The sequence below is a fragment of the Pseudomonas sp. AM14(2022) genome, from assembly GCF_036346455.1.
GTDB classification, from domain to species: domain Bacteria; phylum Pseudomonadota; class Gammaproteobacteria; order Pseudomonadales; family Pseudomonadaceae; genus Aquipseudomonas; species Aquipseudomonas putida_A.
The window spans coordinates 1-13,473 of the sequence record NZ_JAOTNY010000021.1 but is presented as its reverse complement, the minus strand read 5'-3'; the positions used below and the strand labels follow the sequence as shown (position 1 = coordinate 13,473).

Here is a 13,473-nt window from a genome sequence, read left to right as displayed (position 1 = left end):
GGAGCCCTCCATGTCGCTGCCCACCTCACTGACCATCGAAGCCGGCCTGCAAGCCGAGCAAGACTTGTTGGCCTCGATCTGCGCCGGCAACGCCGAATCCGGTCTGCTGTTCTGGCAACCCAGTGATCGCGCCCTGGTCATGCCGCGCCGCCTCAATCGCCTGCCCGGTTTCGAGCATGCCTGCGAAGTCTCCGCTGCTGCCGGTTGGCCAGTCTTGCTGCGGGAAACCGGCGGTGAACCGGTCCCGCAATCCGCTTCAACCATCAACATCGCCTTGGTCTACGCCCCGCCCCGCAGCGAGGGGGATCTGAACCGCATCGAAACCGGCTACCGGCGGCTGTGCGATCCGATCTGTGAGTTGCTGGATGAGTTGGGCGGTGTGTCGTCGTTGGGCGAAATCGACGGCGCGTTCTGCGACGGTCGTTTCAACGTCAATCTCGACGGCCGCAAGATGGTCGGCACCGCTCAGCGCTGGCGCCAGAGTCAGGGCGGGCAGCGTCCGGTGGGGCTGGTGCACGGGGCGATGCTGATGGATAACGAGCGCGAGTCGATGGTTGCAGCGGTCAATCGCTTCAACGAGGCTTGCGGTCTGGAGCAGCGGGTGCGCGCCGAAAGCCACATCGCCCTGCATGAGAAGTTCGTCGCGCCAACGGCTTTGGCGCGTCTGGATGAGCTGTTTCGTCTGATGCTGGCGCAGGTCTACAGCGCCTGATTTTGCGCGCTTAGCGCGTACCGAAGACCACCATGGTCTTGCCTTTCACATCGACCAGGTTGCGTTCTTCGAGATCCTTGAGCACACGACCGACCATCTCCCGCGAACAACCGACAATCCGGCCGATTTCCTGACGGGTCACCTTGATCTGCATGCCGTCCGGGTGGGTCATCGCGTCGGGCTGCTTACACAGCTCCAGCAGGCAGCGGGCCACGCGACCGGTAACGTCGAAGAACGCCAGGTCGCCGACCTTGCGCGTGGTATTGCGCAGACGTTGGGCGATTTGTCCGCTGAGGACGTAAAGAATGTCTGGATCCTGCTGCGACAGTTCGCGGAACTTCACGTAGCTGATTTCGGCGATTTCGCATTCGACCTTGGCCCGCACCCATGCGCTGCGTTGCTGTTCCTGGCCTGCCTGTTCGAACAGACCCAGCTCGCCGAAGAAGTCCCCGGCGTTGAGGTAGGCGATGATCATTTCGCGGCCGTCGTCATCTTCGATCAAGATGGTGACCGAACCTTTGATGATGAAGTACAGCGTGTCCGAGCGATCGCCGGCGCAGATGATGTTGCTCTTGGCCGCATGGCGACGGCGCTGGCAATGCATCAACAGCTTGTCGAGGTTCTTGATTTTGGGTGTGGGGGTAATAGCAACCATGGTTGTATCCCGAAAAGACTGCACGGTGATGTTTGATTTTTTTATGAGGCGCTGAAGGCGGTCGCTACACAGGCTGACAATTGGCGCCAGCGAATTGGCGCCAGCTTACCAGACACTTCGTCGAAAATTCGAGAAATTACCTACGCAGCTGAGGCATCCCTCCTAGGAACGCCGGGCGCTGCCAGAGCAAAGGCCTGTGCTAAGCTGGCGACCCTTTTTTCTACAGTGGAGTCTTGGCGATGAAGGCACGCATCCAATGGGCTGGCGAAGCCATGTTCCTCGGCGAATCCGGTAGCGGTCATGTTGTGGTCATGGACGGACCGCCGGACGCCGGTGGTCGTAATCTGGGTGTTCGCCCGATGGAAATGCTCCTGCTGGGCGTTGGCGGTTGCAGCAACTTCGACGTGGTCAGCATCCTGAAGAAGTCGCGTCAGGCGGTTGAAAGCTGCGAAGCGTTCCTCGAAGCCGAGCGCGCGACCGAAGATCCGAAGGTGTTCACCAAGATCCACATGCACTTCGTGGTCAAGGGCCGTGGCCTGAAAGAAGCCCAGGTCAAGCGCGCCATCGAACTGTCTGCCGAGAAGTATTGCTCGGCCTCGATCATGCTCGGCGCGGCCGGCGTGGCGATCACTCACGATTATGAAATCGTCGAGCTCGATTGAATCGACATTCAACTATCATAAAAGCAGTGCAGACTCTGGCGATCCCTCGCTGACGTCTGCATAATGCGCCACTTTTTTCAGGGCAGTGATCGGTCAACCGACGGATCGTCCGCCTGAACAGATAACCAAAATCGCCATCGCGAAGAGGTGTTAACCGTCCTACGCAGGTGCGTTGTTCGCACTTGACGGGCATGCTTGATCACGCGGCTGCGCCGCATACATAGAGAGTTTTTAACGGTGAAAAGCAAACTCAAGCTCCACGGGTTCAATAACCTGACAAAGACCTTGAGCTTCAACATCTATGACATCTGCTACGCGGAAACCCCGCAAGACCAGCAGGCTTACGTCGAGTACATCAACCAAGAGTACAACGCCGAACGCCTGACGCAGATCCTCACGGAAGTTGTCGAAATCATTGGTGCCAACATTCTGAACATCGCGAGTCAGAACTATGAGCCTCAGGGTGCCAGCGTCACGATTCTGATCTCGGAAGAGCCGGTGACCCCGACTGACAGCCAGATCGAAGAGTCCCCGGGTCCATTGCCCGAAATCATCCTTGCCCACCTCGACAAGAGTCACATCACGGTGCATACCTATCCGGAAATCCATCCGGACGCCGGTATTGCGACGTTCCGTGTGGACATCGACGTGTCGACCTGTGGTGTCATTTCACCGCTTAAAGCGCTCAACTTCCTCATTCACCAGTTCGATTCGGACATCGTGACTGTGGACTACCGTGTGCGCGGCTTCACCCGTGACGTTGAAGGCAACAAGCACTTCATCGACCACGAGATCAACTCGATCCAGAACTACCTTTCCGAAGACACTCGCGACGCTTACCAGATGACCGACGTGAACGTGTACCAGGAAAACCTGTTCCACACCAAAATGCTGCTGAAGAACTTCGAGCTGGATAACTACCTGTTCGGCGACGCCACCAGCAACCTGTCCTCCGAGCAGCGTGCTCAGGTGACCGAGCGTGTGAAACACGAAATGCTGGAAATCTTCTACGCGCGCAACATGCCGGCGTAAGATTCCCGGGCACAAAAAAGGCGACTTTGGTCGCCTTTTTTAATGCCTGCCGCATGCCCCCTGTGGGAGCGAGCCTGCTCGCGAAGGGGCCTTCAGCAGCAATACCGATCTCAGATCCGATAAGTACTCTTGGTCATCACCTTTGCCAACAGACTCATCCCGAACTTCACCGGCGCCGGAAAACGGAAACCGCCCGCATCCAGTGCGCTCTCCGCATGATGCTCTTCATCAATGCGCATCTGTTCCAGAATCGCCCGGGACTTCTCGTCCTCGGCCGGCAATTGCTCAAGGTGCTCGTTCAGGTGCTTGCACACCTGATGCTCGGTGGCCGCGACGAAACCAAGGCTGACCTTGTCGCTGATCAGACCGGCGACGGCGCCAATACCGAACGACATCCCGTAGAACAGCGGATTGAGCACGCTGGTATGGCTGCCCAGTTGATGGATGCGCTGTTCGCACCACACCAGATGATCGATTTCCTCTTCGGCGGCGTGCTCCATGGCTGCACGCACCTGCGGCAACTTGGCGGTCAGCGCCTGGCCCTGATACAGCGCCTGGGCGCAGACCTCACCGGTGTGGTTGATGCGCATCAGGCCGGCGACGTGGCGGGTGTCTTCATCGCTCATCTGCACATCCGGCTGCACGATGGCAGGCGACGGACGGTACGGCTGGCCGCTGAAAGGCAGCAGGGTACGCATCGCGGCATCGGCTTGCAGCAGAAGACGGTCAATCGGCGAGTAGTGACGTTGGGTAGTCATGCTGACCTCCGGGAAAAATCTCGACCGCCAGTTTAACCGAATCGGCCGGGGAAGGTTTGCGCTGGGTCATTTGCCACGCGGTCATGCTTTTGGTGGGAGCGGGCTTGCTCGCGAAGGCGTTGGCATCTTCAGAATATCAATGTCAGACACTCCGCTTTCGCGAGCAAGCCCGCTCCTACAGGGGCGGATGCAGTGAATCAGCCCGGCGGCCAGTTCATCTGGCGCTGACCAAGTACGTGCATATGAATGTGATAAACGGTCTGGCCACCTTTTTCATTGCAGTTCATCACCACCCGGAAGCCTTCCTCGCAGCCCAGCTCCAGCGCCAGACGCTGGGCAGTGAACAGGATGTGCCCGGCCAGTGCCTTGTCGTCTTCGGTCAGGTCGTTGAGGGTGCGCACCGGTTTCTTCGGGATCACCAGAAAATGCACCGGTGCCTGAGGGGCGATGTCGTGGAACGCCAGAACCTGGTCGTCCTCGTAAATGATCTTGGCCGGGATCTCCCGGTTGATGATCTTGGTGAACAGAGTATCCACTGCTGTTTTCTCCGTTGTGGGGGCTGGCCTGAGTGTACTCATGGGAAATGACCCCGCCCAGTGTTTTGCCGTAGGACAGTTCAGCGCGGGCAGTAAGCCTTGTTGACCATGCCGACGAGGGTGCGATTGAGCCAGCGCGAGCCGAGGCGTGGCAGGAAGGCCAGCCACCGGTTGCGTCGTCCCGGAATGATGATGGCGCGGTTTTTCTCCAGCGCACGCACTGTATACAGCGCGACTTCCTCTGGGCTCATCAGCAGTTTGCTGTCCTTGAGTTTGTCGCTGTTGAGCTGCGCAGTGCGGAAGAATGCGGTGCGGGTCGGGCCGGGGCAAAGTACCGAGACTTTGACCGCGCTCTGTTTCAGTTCAACCCGCAGCGCTTCGGAGAAGTGCAATACGTAAGCCTTGCTGGCGTAGTAAGTGCTCATCCACGGGCCGGGATTGAACGCCGCCACCGAGGCGACGTTGAGTATTTGCCCGCCGCCCTGCAGCGCCATGCTGTTGCCAATGGCGTGACACAGGCGGGTGAGGGCGAGGATGTTGACTTCGATCAGGTCCTGCTCGGTCATCCAGTCCTGGGCGAGGAATGGGCCGCAGGTGCCGATGCCGGCGCAATTGACCAGCAGATCGATCTGCCGGTCGCCTTCTTCCAGTTCCAGCAGGAAGCCGGACAAGCGCAATGGCTCGCCCAGGTCGCAGGCGCGGAACAACACCTCCACGCCAAAGCGCTGGGTCAGTTCGATCGCGATACTTTCCAGCTGATCACGCTGGCGGGCCACCAGAATCAGGCTGCGACCGCGCCGGGCCAGCGCTTCGGCCATGGCCAGGCCGATGCCGCTGGAGGCGCCGGTGATCAGAGCGTAACGGGTCATGCAATTCTCCATCGCAACAGCTCCGCGCCAGCGACGCAGGTGTCACGGCGGGAGCGTTGTTCATTCTTTCGCAGAGTCTACAGGGGCCGGAGCCGCTTCGGCTGCATCGTCCACGGAATTCGCCGGTTCAGTCTCGACCTCGACTTCGTCGGTGGTGACCGAACCGCTTTCGTAGCTGCTCTCAAGGTTGCTTTCGTATTCCTGCTGAATGGCCGAGATGCCGCCGAGCATGCCACCGGCAAATACCAAGGCGAAGAACACGATCCACAACGAGCACAGCACTTTGACCGCGGTGCTGTTGGGCGGTGGCGGCGGGCCGTAGCGGTTGGCCCCGGTGTTACCCGGCACGACCATGATCACCAGCGGGAAGAAGCTGCCCACGAACGGCACCAGGTTCAGCAGCCAGAGCCAGCCGGACCAGCCGATGTCGTGCAGGCGCTGTACGCTGAACAGAATGCTGACAATGATGAAACCGAGGAACAGGAAGAACGCGAATATCCCGCCAATGATCAGGCCGGTGGTGGAGTCGCCACTGACCAGTCCGAGAGCGAGCAGGGCGAATATGCCCACGATCGGCAGAGTCACCAGACTCAGCACCATCGTCCAGGCCAGAAACCGCAGACGACCGATCCGGCCTTCGACGCTGAAGGGCTTGAGCACTGCGAATGCTGGCAGGTTTTCGCCGACGTTGGCCCGAGGTGGCGCATAGGGTGATGCGGGTTCGTTGAAAGTCGCCGGTTGTTCATGCACGTCCGACAGACTCAGTTCGATCGCCGTTTCGCTTTCGATCCGTGCGTCGATCCCGGTCTTGCTCAGTGCTTGCAGATAAGTCTGCGCATCGCTGTGGGTCAGGTCGCGTTTGAGAGCGACGGTGCTGCCGTTGAACAGGCGCTCGATGGCGGCAACATCGCTTTTGAACAGGGCCGCCAGATTGAGCTTGGCGGTGGTGAGATCGACACCGGGCTGTAGAGCACCGTCGAAAACGATCTTGTAGCGAGGTTCGCTCATGGCCGAGGCATCCTTGTCGCGAATGAATTGAAGGTCAGCAAGTGTAAGGCCAGTCGGTCGATGACTGGCTTGATTTTTCTCAGCGTGGCCAGCGTTTGGGCAACTGCGCCGCGCGTTCCAGCGCCTGACGATATTCCGCGTCGAGCCGGGCGATCAACTGGTCGACGCTCGGCAGGTCGTCGATCTGGCCTACGCCCTGGCCGGCCGACCACACGGTCTTCCAGGCCTTGGCTTCGTCGTTGATCGGTTTGAGTTTGTCACCGAAATTGACCTCGCCCTTGCCTTGCAGCGCGGCCATGTCAAAACCCGCCGCCTCCAGGCTTTGGCGCATGAAGCTGGCCGGTACCCCGGAGACTGCAGGAGTATGAATGATGTCCGCCGCCTTGGCCGTCAGCAGCATGTCCTTATAGGCGTCAGGCGCATGACTTTCGGTGGTGCCGATAAATCGCGTACCGAAGTAGGCCAAATCCGCGCCAAGCAGCTGTGCGGCCAAAATCTCATGGCCGTGGTTCAGACACCCGGCAAGCAGCAGGGTTTTATCGAAGAACTCACGGATCTCGGCGATCAGTGCAAACGGACTCCAGGTGCCGGCATGGCCGCCGGCGCCTGCCGCAACCGCGATCAACCCGTCGACTCCGGCTTCGGCGGCTTTCTCGGCATGCCGGCGCGTGGTCACGTCGTGGAACACCAGTCCACCATAGCTGTGCACGGCATCGACCAGTTCCTTCACTGCGCCGAGGCTGGTGATGGCAATCGGCACCTTGTGCTCGACGCAGATGTTCAGATCCGCCTGCAGGCGCGGATTGCTGTTGTGCACGATCAGGTTCACTGCATACGGCGCCGGGTTGTCCAGTGTCGCCAGGCCCGCTTCAATCTCCTCCAGCCAGGCCTTGAAGCCGCTGCTTTCACGCTGGTTCAGCGCCGGGAAGCTGCCAACCACGCCGTTACGGCAGCAGGCGAGCACCAGCTCCGGGTTGGAGATCAGGAACATCGGCGCCGCCACTATCGGCAAGCGCAGACGTTGTTCGAGCAAAGCGGGCAGCGACATTGGAAATCCCCCGAGGTGAGATGCTGTTATGAAGTTAGAACGGCTTGACCACGACCAGAATTACGATAGCCAGCAATATCAGAACCGGCACTTCATTGAACCAGCGATAAAAGACATGGCTGCGGGTGTTCTCGCCACGGGCGAAGCGTTTTACCTGCGCGCCGCACATGTGGTGGTAGCCGATCAGCAGCACCACCAGGGTCAGCTTGGCGTGAATCCAGCCGCCCATGCTGAAGATGCCCGGATTGAGGTAGATCAGCCAGCCGCCGAAGATCAGCGTGGCGATCATCGCCGGGCCCATGATGCCGCGATACAGCTTGCGCTCCATGAGGCTGAAGCGTTCCTTGCTGATCGCGTCTTCACTTTGCGCGTGATAAACGAACAGCCGCGGCAAGTAGAACAGCCCGGCAAACCAGCAGACGACGCTGACGATGTGAAACGCTTTGATCCATAGATAGAGCATTTTTGGTTATTCCCAGGTTCACGGTAGCCGGGATAGTAGAGGCTTGAGCGTCCGCACGTCACCTTGATGGTTGTCGCAGGGGCGCGCGGCCCCTATTATCGACGGCTTTCCAGTGGGTTCGTTGAGGGCAGGTTTATGGTCAAGGTCGGTATCGTCGGCGGCACGGGTTACACCGGTGTCGAACTGCTGCGTCTGTTGGCACAGCATCCGCAGGCAGAAGTGGTGGTGATCACTTCCCGATCCGAGGCCGGTCTGGCCGTGGCTGACATGTACCCGAACCTGCGCGGCCACTACGACGGTCTGGCGTTCAGCGTGCCGGACATCAAAACCCTGGGTGCGTGCGACGTTGTGTTCTTCGCCACCCCGCACGGCGTTGCCCATGCGTTGGCCGGTGAACTGTTGGCGGCGGGCACCAAGGTCATCGACCTGTCAGCGGACTTCCGGTTGCAGGACGCTGAAGAATGGGCCAAATGGTACGGACAGCCACACGGTGCGCCGGCGTTGCTGGACGAGGCGGTCTACGGCCTGCCGGAAGTCAATCGCGAGCAGATCAAGAAGGCGCGTCTGATCGCCGTACCGGGTTGCTATCCAACCGCCACACAGTTGGGTTTCCTGCCGCTGCTTGAAGCGGGTCTGGCTGATACTTCGCGTCTGATCGCCGACTGCAAATCCGGCGTCAGCGGTGCTGGTCGCGGTGCTTCTGTAGGCTCGCTGTATTCCGAGACGTCGGAAAGCATGAAGGCTTATGCGGTGAAAGGTCACCGTCATCTGCCGGAAATTCGCCAGGGTCTGCGTCGCGCTGCCGGTAAGGATGTCGGTCTGACCTTCGTCCCGCACCTGACCCCGATGATTCGTGGCATTCATTCCACGCTCTACGCGACCGTGGTTGATCGTTCGGTGGATCTGCAGGCACTGTTCGAAAAGCGTTATGCCAACGAGCCGTTCGTCGACGTGATGCCGGCCGGCAGCCATCCGGAAACCCGTAGCGTGCGTGGCGCAAACGTCTGCCGCATCGCTGTACATCGTCCGCAGGATGGTGATCTGGTGGTGGTGCTGTCGGTGATCGACAACCTGGTCAAAGGCGCGTCGGGTCAGGCGGTGCAGAACATGAACATCCTGTTCGGCCTGGATGAGCGCTTCGGCCTCTCCCACGCCGGTATGCTGCCGTAACACGTTCGGCAACACAGCAAAAAGGCCCGTCAAACGGGCCTTTTTGCATTCTGGGCAGTTGGTCGGGTTTATTGATATACCGTAACAATAGTTGACCGATTTTCTAGGACAAGCGGATAATGCGCGTCATCACGCATTATGGCGGCGTAACGCCGGGAGATAGTCAGCATGAGCGTCGAATCCTTCACCCCCACGGCTTTGCAATTCACCCAAGGTGCTGCGCACAAGGTGAAGAGCCTGGTCGATGAAGAGGGGAATGATCGCTTGAAGCTGCGCGTATTCGTTACGGGCGGCGGTTGTTCGGGGTTTCAGTACGGCTTCACCTTCGATGAAGATGTGGCCGAGGACGACACCATCGTCGAGCGCGAAGGCGTGAGCCTGGTGGTTGATCCGATGAGCTTCCAGTATCTGGCGGGTGCCGAAGTGGATTACCAGGAAGGTCTGGAAGGTTCGCGCTTCGTGATCAAGAACCCGAACGCTACCACGACCTGTGGTTGCGGCTCTTCGTTCTCGATCTGATCGCACCTTGCTGCACACAATAAAACGCCGCAAAGCCTTACGGTTCTGCGGCGTTTTTTGTTGCCTGTCTTTTGTTCAGTTCGGGTAGATGGCGCCGAGTACCCGCAGGCCTTTGGCGCCGGTGACGCTCGGGCGATTGGCGGCAATGCCTTCGAGGCAGCAATGGGCCAGCCAGGCGAAGGCCATTGCCTCGACCCAGTCCGGATCGACGCCATGAGTGGCGGTGCTGGCGACGGTGGCGTTAGGCAGCAGGTCGGCAAGACGTTTCATCAGCGTAGCGTTGTGAGCGCCGCCGCCGCAGACCAACATTTCCCGCGTATCGGATTGAGCGCTTTGCAGCGACTCGACGATGGTCTGCGCCGTCAGTTCGAGCAGCGTTGCCTGAACGTTTTCAGCAGCGAAGCTCGGCAAACTTGAGAGGTGGTGCTCCAGCCACGGCAGGTTGAACACTTCCCGGCCAGTGCTCTTCGGGCCTTTGGTCACGAAGAACGGGTCGCCGAGCAGAGCTTTCAGCAAGACTGGCTCGACCGTGCCGGTGGCTGCCCACTGGCCGTTGCGATCATAGTTCTCGCCGCGTTGCTGATGAATCCAGGCATCCATCAGCACATTCCCCGGGCCGCAGTCGAAACCGGCTACAGGCCTGGTCGGTTCTATCAGACTGAGATTGCTGAAACCGCCGACATTCAGGACTGCGCGGTTGCCGTTACGCTCTTCGAACAAAGCCTCATGGAAGGCTGGTACCAGCGGGGCGCCCTGACCGCCAGCAGCCACGTCGCGGCTGCGGAAGTCGCTAACCACGGTGATGCCGGTCAGCTCGGTCAGTAGTGCGGGATTGCCGATCTGCACTGTGAAGCCACGAGCGGGCTCATGGCGAATAGTCTGGCCATGGCTGCCGATTGCACGAATGGCTTCAGGCTTCAGTTGCTGCTGATCGAGGAGGGTATGGATACCGTGTGCGGCGAGTTTGACCCAGTGCTGTTGGGCGATCGCCGAGCGGGCGATCTCGTCGGGGCCACTGGCGCACAAGCCAAGCAGCTCGGCGCGCAGTGTTTCAGGCATGGGGATGTAATGCGTGGCGATCAGTTTGATCGCCGAGGTCTGCTCGATCAGGGCGATGTCCAGCCCATCGAGACTGGTGCCGGACATCACGCCGATATAAAGAGCCATGGCTTAGCGCTTGCTCGAAGCCAGCATGGTGGCCTTCTCTTGATCCATGCGCGCCATCAACGGCTGGCTCTGCGCTAGGAAGCGTGCGCGCTCGGACTTGGCGATCGGATCCGCCATCGGCAGCTTCTGGCCCAGTGGGTCGACGTGAACACCGTTGACCTGGAACTCATAGTGCAAGTGCGGTCCAGTGGACAGGCCGGTGGTACCAATGTAACCGATCACTTGGCCCTGCTTGACGCTGCCGCCGGTTTTCACGCCTTTGGCGAAGCCCTGCATGTGGCCATACAGCGTGCGGTAGGTGTTGCCGTGCTGGATGATCACCGTGTTGCCGTAGCCACCGCGGCGACCGGCCAGCAGCACTTTACCGTCGCCGGCAGCCTTGATCGGCGTACCGCGTGGCGCTGCGTAATCGACACCTTTGTGGGCGCGGATCTTGTTGAGGATCGGGTGTTTGCGGCCCATGGAGAATTTCGAACTGATGCGGGCGAAGTCCACCGGAGTACGGATGAACGCCTTACGCATGCTGTTGCCATCAGCGGTGTAATAGCTGCTGTTGCCTTGTTTGTTGGTGTAACGCACGGCGGTGTAGGTCTTGCCGCGGTTGGTGAAGCGCGCAGACAGGATCGGGCCGGTGCCCACTGCCTTGCCGTTGACCACTTTCTGCTCGTAGATCACGTCGAATTCGTCGCCCTGACGGATGTCCTGAGCGAAGTCGACGTCGTAGCCGAAGACGCTGGCCATATCCATGGTCAGGCTATGAGACAGGCCTGCGCGGGCCGCGGATTGTGACAGGGAGCTATTGATCACGCCGTGCACGTAAGCCGTGCGAACGGTCGGCTTTGCTGTAATGCGGTTGAATGCGTAGCCCTTGTCATTCTTTGTCAGGGTAATGGTTTCGACATCGCTGACCTTGCTGTGCAGGCTGGTCAGTTGGCCTTCCGGGTTCAGTTCGAACTCGAGCTTCTGGCCGTGCTTGAGCTGGCTGAATTGTTTGGCTTGTTTGTCGCTGGCCAGCACTTCGTGCACAGCAGCGGCTGGCAGACCGACTTTCTCGAACAGTGTAGAGAGTGTATCGCCCTTGGAGACGACGACTTCGCGGTGCCCCGGGGCTTTTGGTTTCTCTGCAGCCGGAGCTGGGGCAGGTGCGGCTTCAGCGGTTTTCGGGGTTTCTTCGGTGCTGTTTTCGATCTGGGCGAAAGGTGAGGCTGCTGGCTCATTTGTGGCTTGAATCGCGTCAGCAGCGTCTTGATCTTGTCTCAGTTGTTCAGCAGGACTTTCCAGTTCCAGGCTCAGGGTCGTCTTTTTGGCTTCAACATCACTGGAAGGAAATACCAGGAGCGCCAGGCTGAGAAGGGCGGCGATTCCACTTGCGGCGAGCAGGTGGGTCTTCGGGTAAAGCGGTGGCGCTTTAGACGGTTCAGTGGTCATAAGTAATTTTGACTTTGAAAAAAGATGAATTGGAAAAGATGAATGACATGATGAAGATGAAATAACTGTATAAAATATAACCAAATCATCCCCGAAGCAAGTCTACAGACACCCTGTCTGCAGATTGGTGTCCGTGCGCCGGGCAAAACTTGTAATTGGTGCACGATCTTGTATGGTTGGTTCCCTTTGAATCTGAGCCTTGCGGGTCTGTTATGAAGTCGGTTGAAGAGCAGCTAGCGCTGATTAAACGTGGTGCGGAAGAACTATTGGTCGAGTCCGAGCTGATCGAGAAGCTCAAGCGCGGCCAGCCGCTGCGTATCAAGGCTGGTTTCGATCCAACCGCCCCGGATCTGCACTTGGGTCACACCGTGCTTATTAATAAGCTGCGCCAGTTCCAGGAATTGGGGCATCAGGTGATCTTCCTGATTGGTGACTTCACCGGGATGATCGGTGATCCAAGCGGCAAGAGCGCTACGCGTCCTCCTTTGACTCGCGAGCAGGTTCTGGAAAACGCCGAGACGTACAAGACTCAAGTGTTCAAGATTCTTGATCCGGCGAAGACCGAAGTTGCGTTCAACTCCACCTGGATGGATCAGATGGGGCCGGCGGACTTTATTCGTCTGACTTCGCAATACACTGTCGCGCGTATGCTTGAGCGTGATGACTTCGATAAGCGTTACACCACCAATCAGCCGATCGCTATTCATGAGTTCCTCTATCCGCTGGTTCAGGGTTATGACTCGGTTGCTCTGCACGCGGATGTCGAGCTGGGTGGTACCGATCAGAAGTTCAACTTGCTGATGGGGCGTGAGCTGCAGCGTGGTTATGGTCAGGAAGCTCAGTGCATTCTGACCATGCCGTTGCTCGAGGGCCTGGATGGCGTGAAGAAGATGTCCAAGTCGTTGGGCAACTACGTCGGTATCCAGGAAGCGCCAGGTGTGATGTACGGCAAGCTGGTTTCGATTCCGGATGCGCTGATGTGGCGTTACTTTGAGCTGCTCAGCTTCCGTTCGATGGATGAGATCAATGCCTTCCGTGCAGATGTCGAGGCGGGGGCTAACCCGCGCGACATCAAGATCAAGTTGGCGGAAGAGATTGTCGCGCGCTTCCATGGTGAGGAGGCTGCGGCCAATGCTCATCGCGCTGCCGGTAACCGTATGAAGGATGGCGAACTGCCGGATGATCTGCCGGAGATTGAACTGGCCTCTGCTGAAGATATGCCAATTGCGGCCGTCCTTAATAAGGCAGGCCTGGTGAAGAACTCGGCGGCTGCGCGTGATCTGTTGGCTTCCGGTGGTGTGCGTGTGGATGGTGAGGTGGTTGATCGCTCCTTTATATATGTGCTGGGCGCGACCCACGTTTGCCAGGCGGGCAAGAAGGCATTTGCACGAATCACACTGAAAGCTGAATAAAGTTTGAAATAAGGGTTGACGGCGAATTTTAGAA

At 58.9% G+C, this 13,473-nt stretch carries 15 protein-coding genes; 6 read left to right on the top strand and 9 right to left on the bottom strand.

Annotated elements, in window-relative coordinates; translation table 11 throughout:
• Nucleotides 1–10: 10 nt before the first annotated feature.
• Nucleotides 11–712 (top strand): lipoate--protein ligase family protein, encoded by a 702-nt coding sequence (locus V3W27_RS26030; RefSeq protein WP_330207881.1) that lies wholly within the window; start codon nucleotides 11–13, stop codon nucleotides 710–712.
• A 10-nt stretch (nucleotides 713–722) separates the two neighbouring features.
• On the opposite strand, the gene crp is transcribed toward V3W27_RS26030, so the two are convergent.
• The gene (gene crp, locus V3W27_RS26025; RefSeq protein ID WP_007966430.1) at nucleotides 723–1,367 is read right to left on the bottom strand and encodes a cAMP-activated global transcriptional regulator CRP; all 645 of its coding nucleotides are present in this window, start codon (nucleotides 1,365–1,367) and stop codon (nucleotides 723–725) included.
• 239 nt (nucleotides 1,368–1,606) lie between these two features.
• Between crp and V3W27_RS26020 the strand changes: the two genes are divergently transcribed.
• The gene (locus V3W27_RS26020) at nucleotides 1,607–2,029 is read left to right on the top strand and encodes an OsmC family protein (RefSeq protein WP_330207880.1); all 423 of its coding nucleotides are present in this window, start codon (nucleotides 1,607–1,609) and stop codon (nucleotides 2,027–2,029) included.
• Nucleotides 2,030–2,266: 237 nt separating this feature from the next.
• Nucleotides 2,267–3,061 (top strand): adenosylmethionine decarboxylase, encoded by a 795-nt coding sequence (gene speD, locus V3W27_RS26015; protein ID WP_027610737.1) that lies wholly within the window; start codon nucleotides 2,267–2,269, stop codon nucleotides 3,059–3,061.
• Nucleotides 3,062–3,171: 110 nt separating this feature from the next.
• Here the strand turns inward: speD and coq7 are convergent, their stop codons facing one another.
• The 6 genes from coq7 to hemJ form a co-directional block, all read right to left on the bottom strand.
• Nucleotides 3,172–3,819 carry a 2-polyprenyl-3-methyl-6-methoxy-1,4-benzoquinone monooxygenase gene (gene coq7 / locus V3W27_RS26010; RefSeq protein ID WP_027610738.1) on the bottom strand — a complete coding sequence of 216 codons (648 nt, stop codon included), beginning with the start codon at nucleotides 3,817–3,819 and terminating at the stop codon, nucleotides 3,172–3,174.
• Between the two features lie 197 nt (nucleotides 3,820–4,016).
• On the bottom strand, nucleotides 4,017–4,355 hold the full coding sequence (locus tag V3W27_RS26005) for a histidine triad nucleotide-binding protein (protein ID WP_003228789.1): 339 nt from the start codon (nucleotides 4,353–4,355) through the stop codon (nucleotides 4,017–4,019).
• 80 nt (nucleotides 4,356–4,435) lie between these two features.
• On the bottom strand, nucleotides 4,436–5,224 hold the full coding sequence (locus V3W27_RS26000) for an SDR family NAD(P)-dependent oxidoreductase (protein WP_041070136.1): 789 nt from the start codon (nucleotides 5,222–5,224) through the stop codon (nucleotides 4,436–4,438).
• A 60-nt stretch (nucleotides 5,225–5,284) separates the two neighbouring features.
• Nucleotides 5,285–6,232: a DUF805 domain-containing protein gene (locus V3W27_RS25995; RefSeq protein WP_103368672.1), complete on the bottom strand. Its 948-nt coding sequence runs from the start codon at nucleotides 6,230–6,232 to the stop codon at nucleotides 5,285–5,287.
• 79 nt (nucleotides 6,233–6,311) lie between these two features.
• Nucleotides 6,312–7,280: an NAD(P)H-dependent flavin oxidoreductase gene (locus V3W27_RS25990; protein WP_330207879.1), complete on the bottom strand. Its 969-nt coding sequence runs from the start codon at nucleotides 7,278–7,280 to the stop codon at nucleotides 6,312–6,314.
• Between the two features lie 34 nt (nucleotides 7,281–7,314).
• Complete coding sequence (hemJ, locus tag V3W27_RS25985; protein WP_027610742.1) at nucleotides 7,315–7,743, bottom strand: protoporphyrinogen oxidase HemJ; 429 nt, start codon at nucleotides 7,741–7,743, stop codon at nucleotides 7,315–7,317.
• A 135-nt stretch (nucleotides 7,744–7,878) separates the two neighbouring features.
• On the opposite strand from hemJ, the gene argC reads away from it, so the two are divergent.
• Both argC and erpA read left to right on the top strand, forming a co-directional pair.
• Complete coding sequence (gene argC / locus V3W27_RS25980) at nucleotides 7,879–8,913, top strand: N-acetyl-gamma-glutamyl-phosphate reductase (RefSeq protein ID WP_007966420.1); 1,035 nt, start codon at nucleotides 7,879–7,881, stop codon at nucleotides 8,911–8,913.
• A gap of 168 nt (nucleotides 8,914–9,081) precedes the next feature.
• A complete protein-coding gene (erpA, locus tag V3W27_RS25975) occupies nucleotides 9,082–9,432 on the top strand; it encodes an iron-sulfur cluster insertion protein ErpA (RefSeq protein ID WP_003228776.1) in 351 nt (116 codons plus the stop codon).
• A gap of 75 nt (nucleotides 9,433–9,507) precedes the next feature.
• On the opposite strand, the gene V3W27_RS25970 is transcribed toward erpA, so the two are convergent.
• Together V3W27_RS25970 and V3W27_RS25965 are read right to left on the bottom strand one after the other, a co-directional pair.
• Nucleotides 9,508–10,599: an anhydro-N-acetylmuramic acid kinase gene (locus V3W27_RS25970; RefSeq protein WP_330207878.1), complete on the bottom strand. Its 1,092-nt coding sequence runs from the start codon at nucleotides 10,597–10,599 to the stop codon at nucleotides 9,508–9,510.
• 3 nt (nucleotides 10,600–10,602) lie between these two features.
• Entirely contained in the window at nucleotides 10,603–12,027 is a 1,425-nt protein-coding gene (locus V3W27_RS25965) for a peptidoglycan DD-metalloendopeptidase family protein (protein ID WP_330207877.1), read from the bottom strand.
• 212 nt (nucleotides 12,028–12,239) lie between these two features.
• On the opposite strand from V3W27_RS25965, the gene tyrS reads away from it, so the two are divergent.
• A complete protein-coding gene (tyrS, locus tag V3W27_RS25960) occupies nucleotides 12,240–13,439 on the top strand; it encodes a tyrosine--tRNA ligase (protein WP_330207876.1) in 1,200 nt (399 codons plus the stop codon).
• The last annotated feature ends 34 nt before the right edge of the window (nucleotides 13,440–13,473 follow it).

Excerpts from the sequence above, each read along its gene's own strand:
- crp (WP_007966430.1), bottom strand. The coding sequence starts at position 1,367 with ATGGTTGCTATTACCCCCACACCCAAAATCAAGAACCTCGACAAGCTG.
- coq7 (WP_027610738.1), bottom strand. The coding sequence starts at position 3,819 with ATGACTACCCAACGTCACTACTCGCCGATTGACCGTCTTCTGCTGCAA.
- tyrS (WP_330207876.1), top strand. The coding sequence starts at position 12,240 with ATGAAGTCGGTTGAAGAGCAGCTAGCGCTGATTAAACGTGGTGCGGAA.
- V3W27_RS25965 (WP_330207877.1), bottom strand. The coding sequence starts at position 12,027 with ATGACCACTGAACCGTCTAAAGCGCCACCGCTTTACCCGAAGACCCAC.
- hemJ (WP_027610742.1), bottom strand. The coding sequence starts at position 7,743 with ATGCTCTATCTATGGATCAAAGCGTTTCACATCGTCAGCGTCGTCTGC.
- V3W27_RS26030 (WP_330207881.1), top strand. The coding sequence starts at position 11 with ATGTCGCTGCCCACCTCACTGACCATCGAAGCCGGCCTGCAAGCCGAG.
- V3W27_RS26000 (WP_041070136.1), bottom strand. The coding sequence starts at position 5,224 with ATGACCCGTTACGCTCTGATCACCGGCGCCTCCAGCGGCATCGGCCTG.
- V3W27_RS26020 (WP_330207880.1), top strand. The coding sequence starts at position 1,607 with ATGAAGGCACGCATCCAATGGGCTGGCGAAGCCATGTTCCTCGGCGAA.
- erpA (WP_003228776.1), top strand. The coding sequence starts at position 9,082 with ATGAGCGTCGAATCCTTCACCCCCACGGCTTTGCAATTCACCCAAGGT.
- V3W27_RS25995 (WP_103368672.1), bottom strand. The coding sequence starts at position 6,232 with ATGAGCGAACCTCGCTACAAGATCGTTTTCGACGGTGCTCTACAGCCC.
- V3W27_RS25970 (WP_330207878.1), bottom strand. The coding sequence starts at position 10,599 with ATGGCTCTTTATATCGGCGTGATGTCCGGCACCAGTCTCGATGGGCTG.
- argC (WP_007966420.1), top strand. The coding sequence starts at position 7,879 with ATGGTCAAGGTCGGTATCGTCGGCGGCACGGGTTACACCGGTGTCGAA.
- V3W27_RS25990 (WP_330207879.1), bottom strand. The coding sequence starts at position 7,280 with ATGTCGCTGCCCGCTTTGCTCGAACAACGTCTGCGCTTGCCGATAGTG.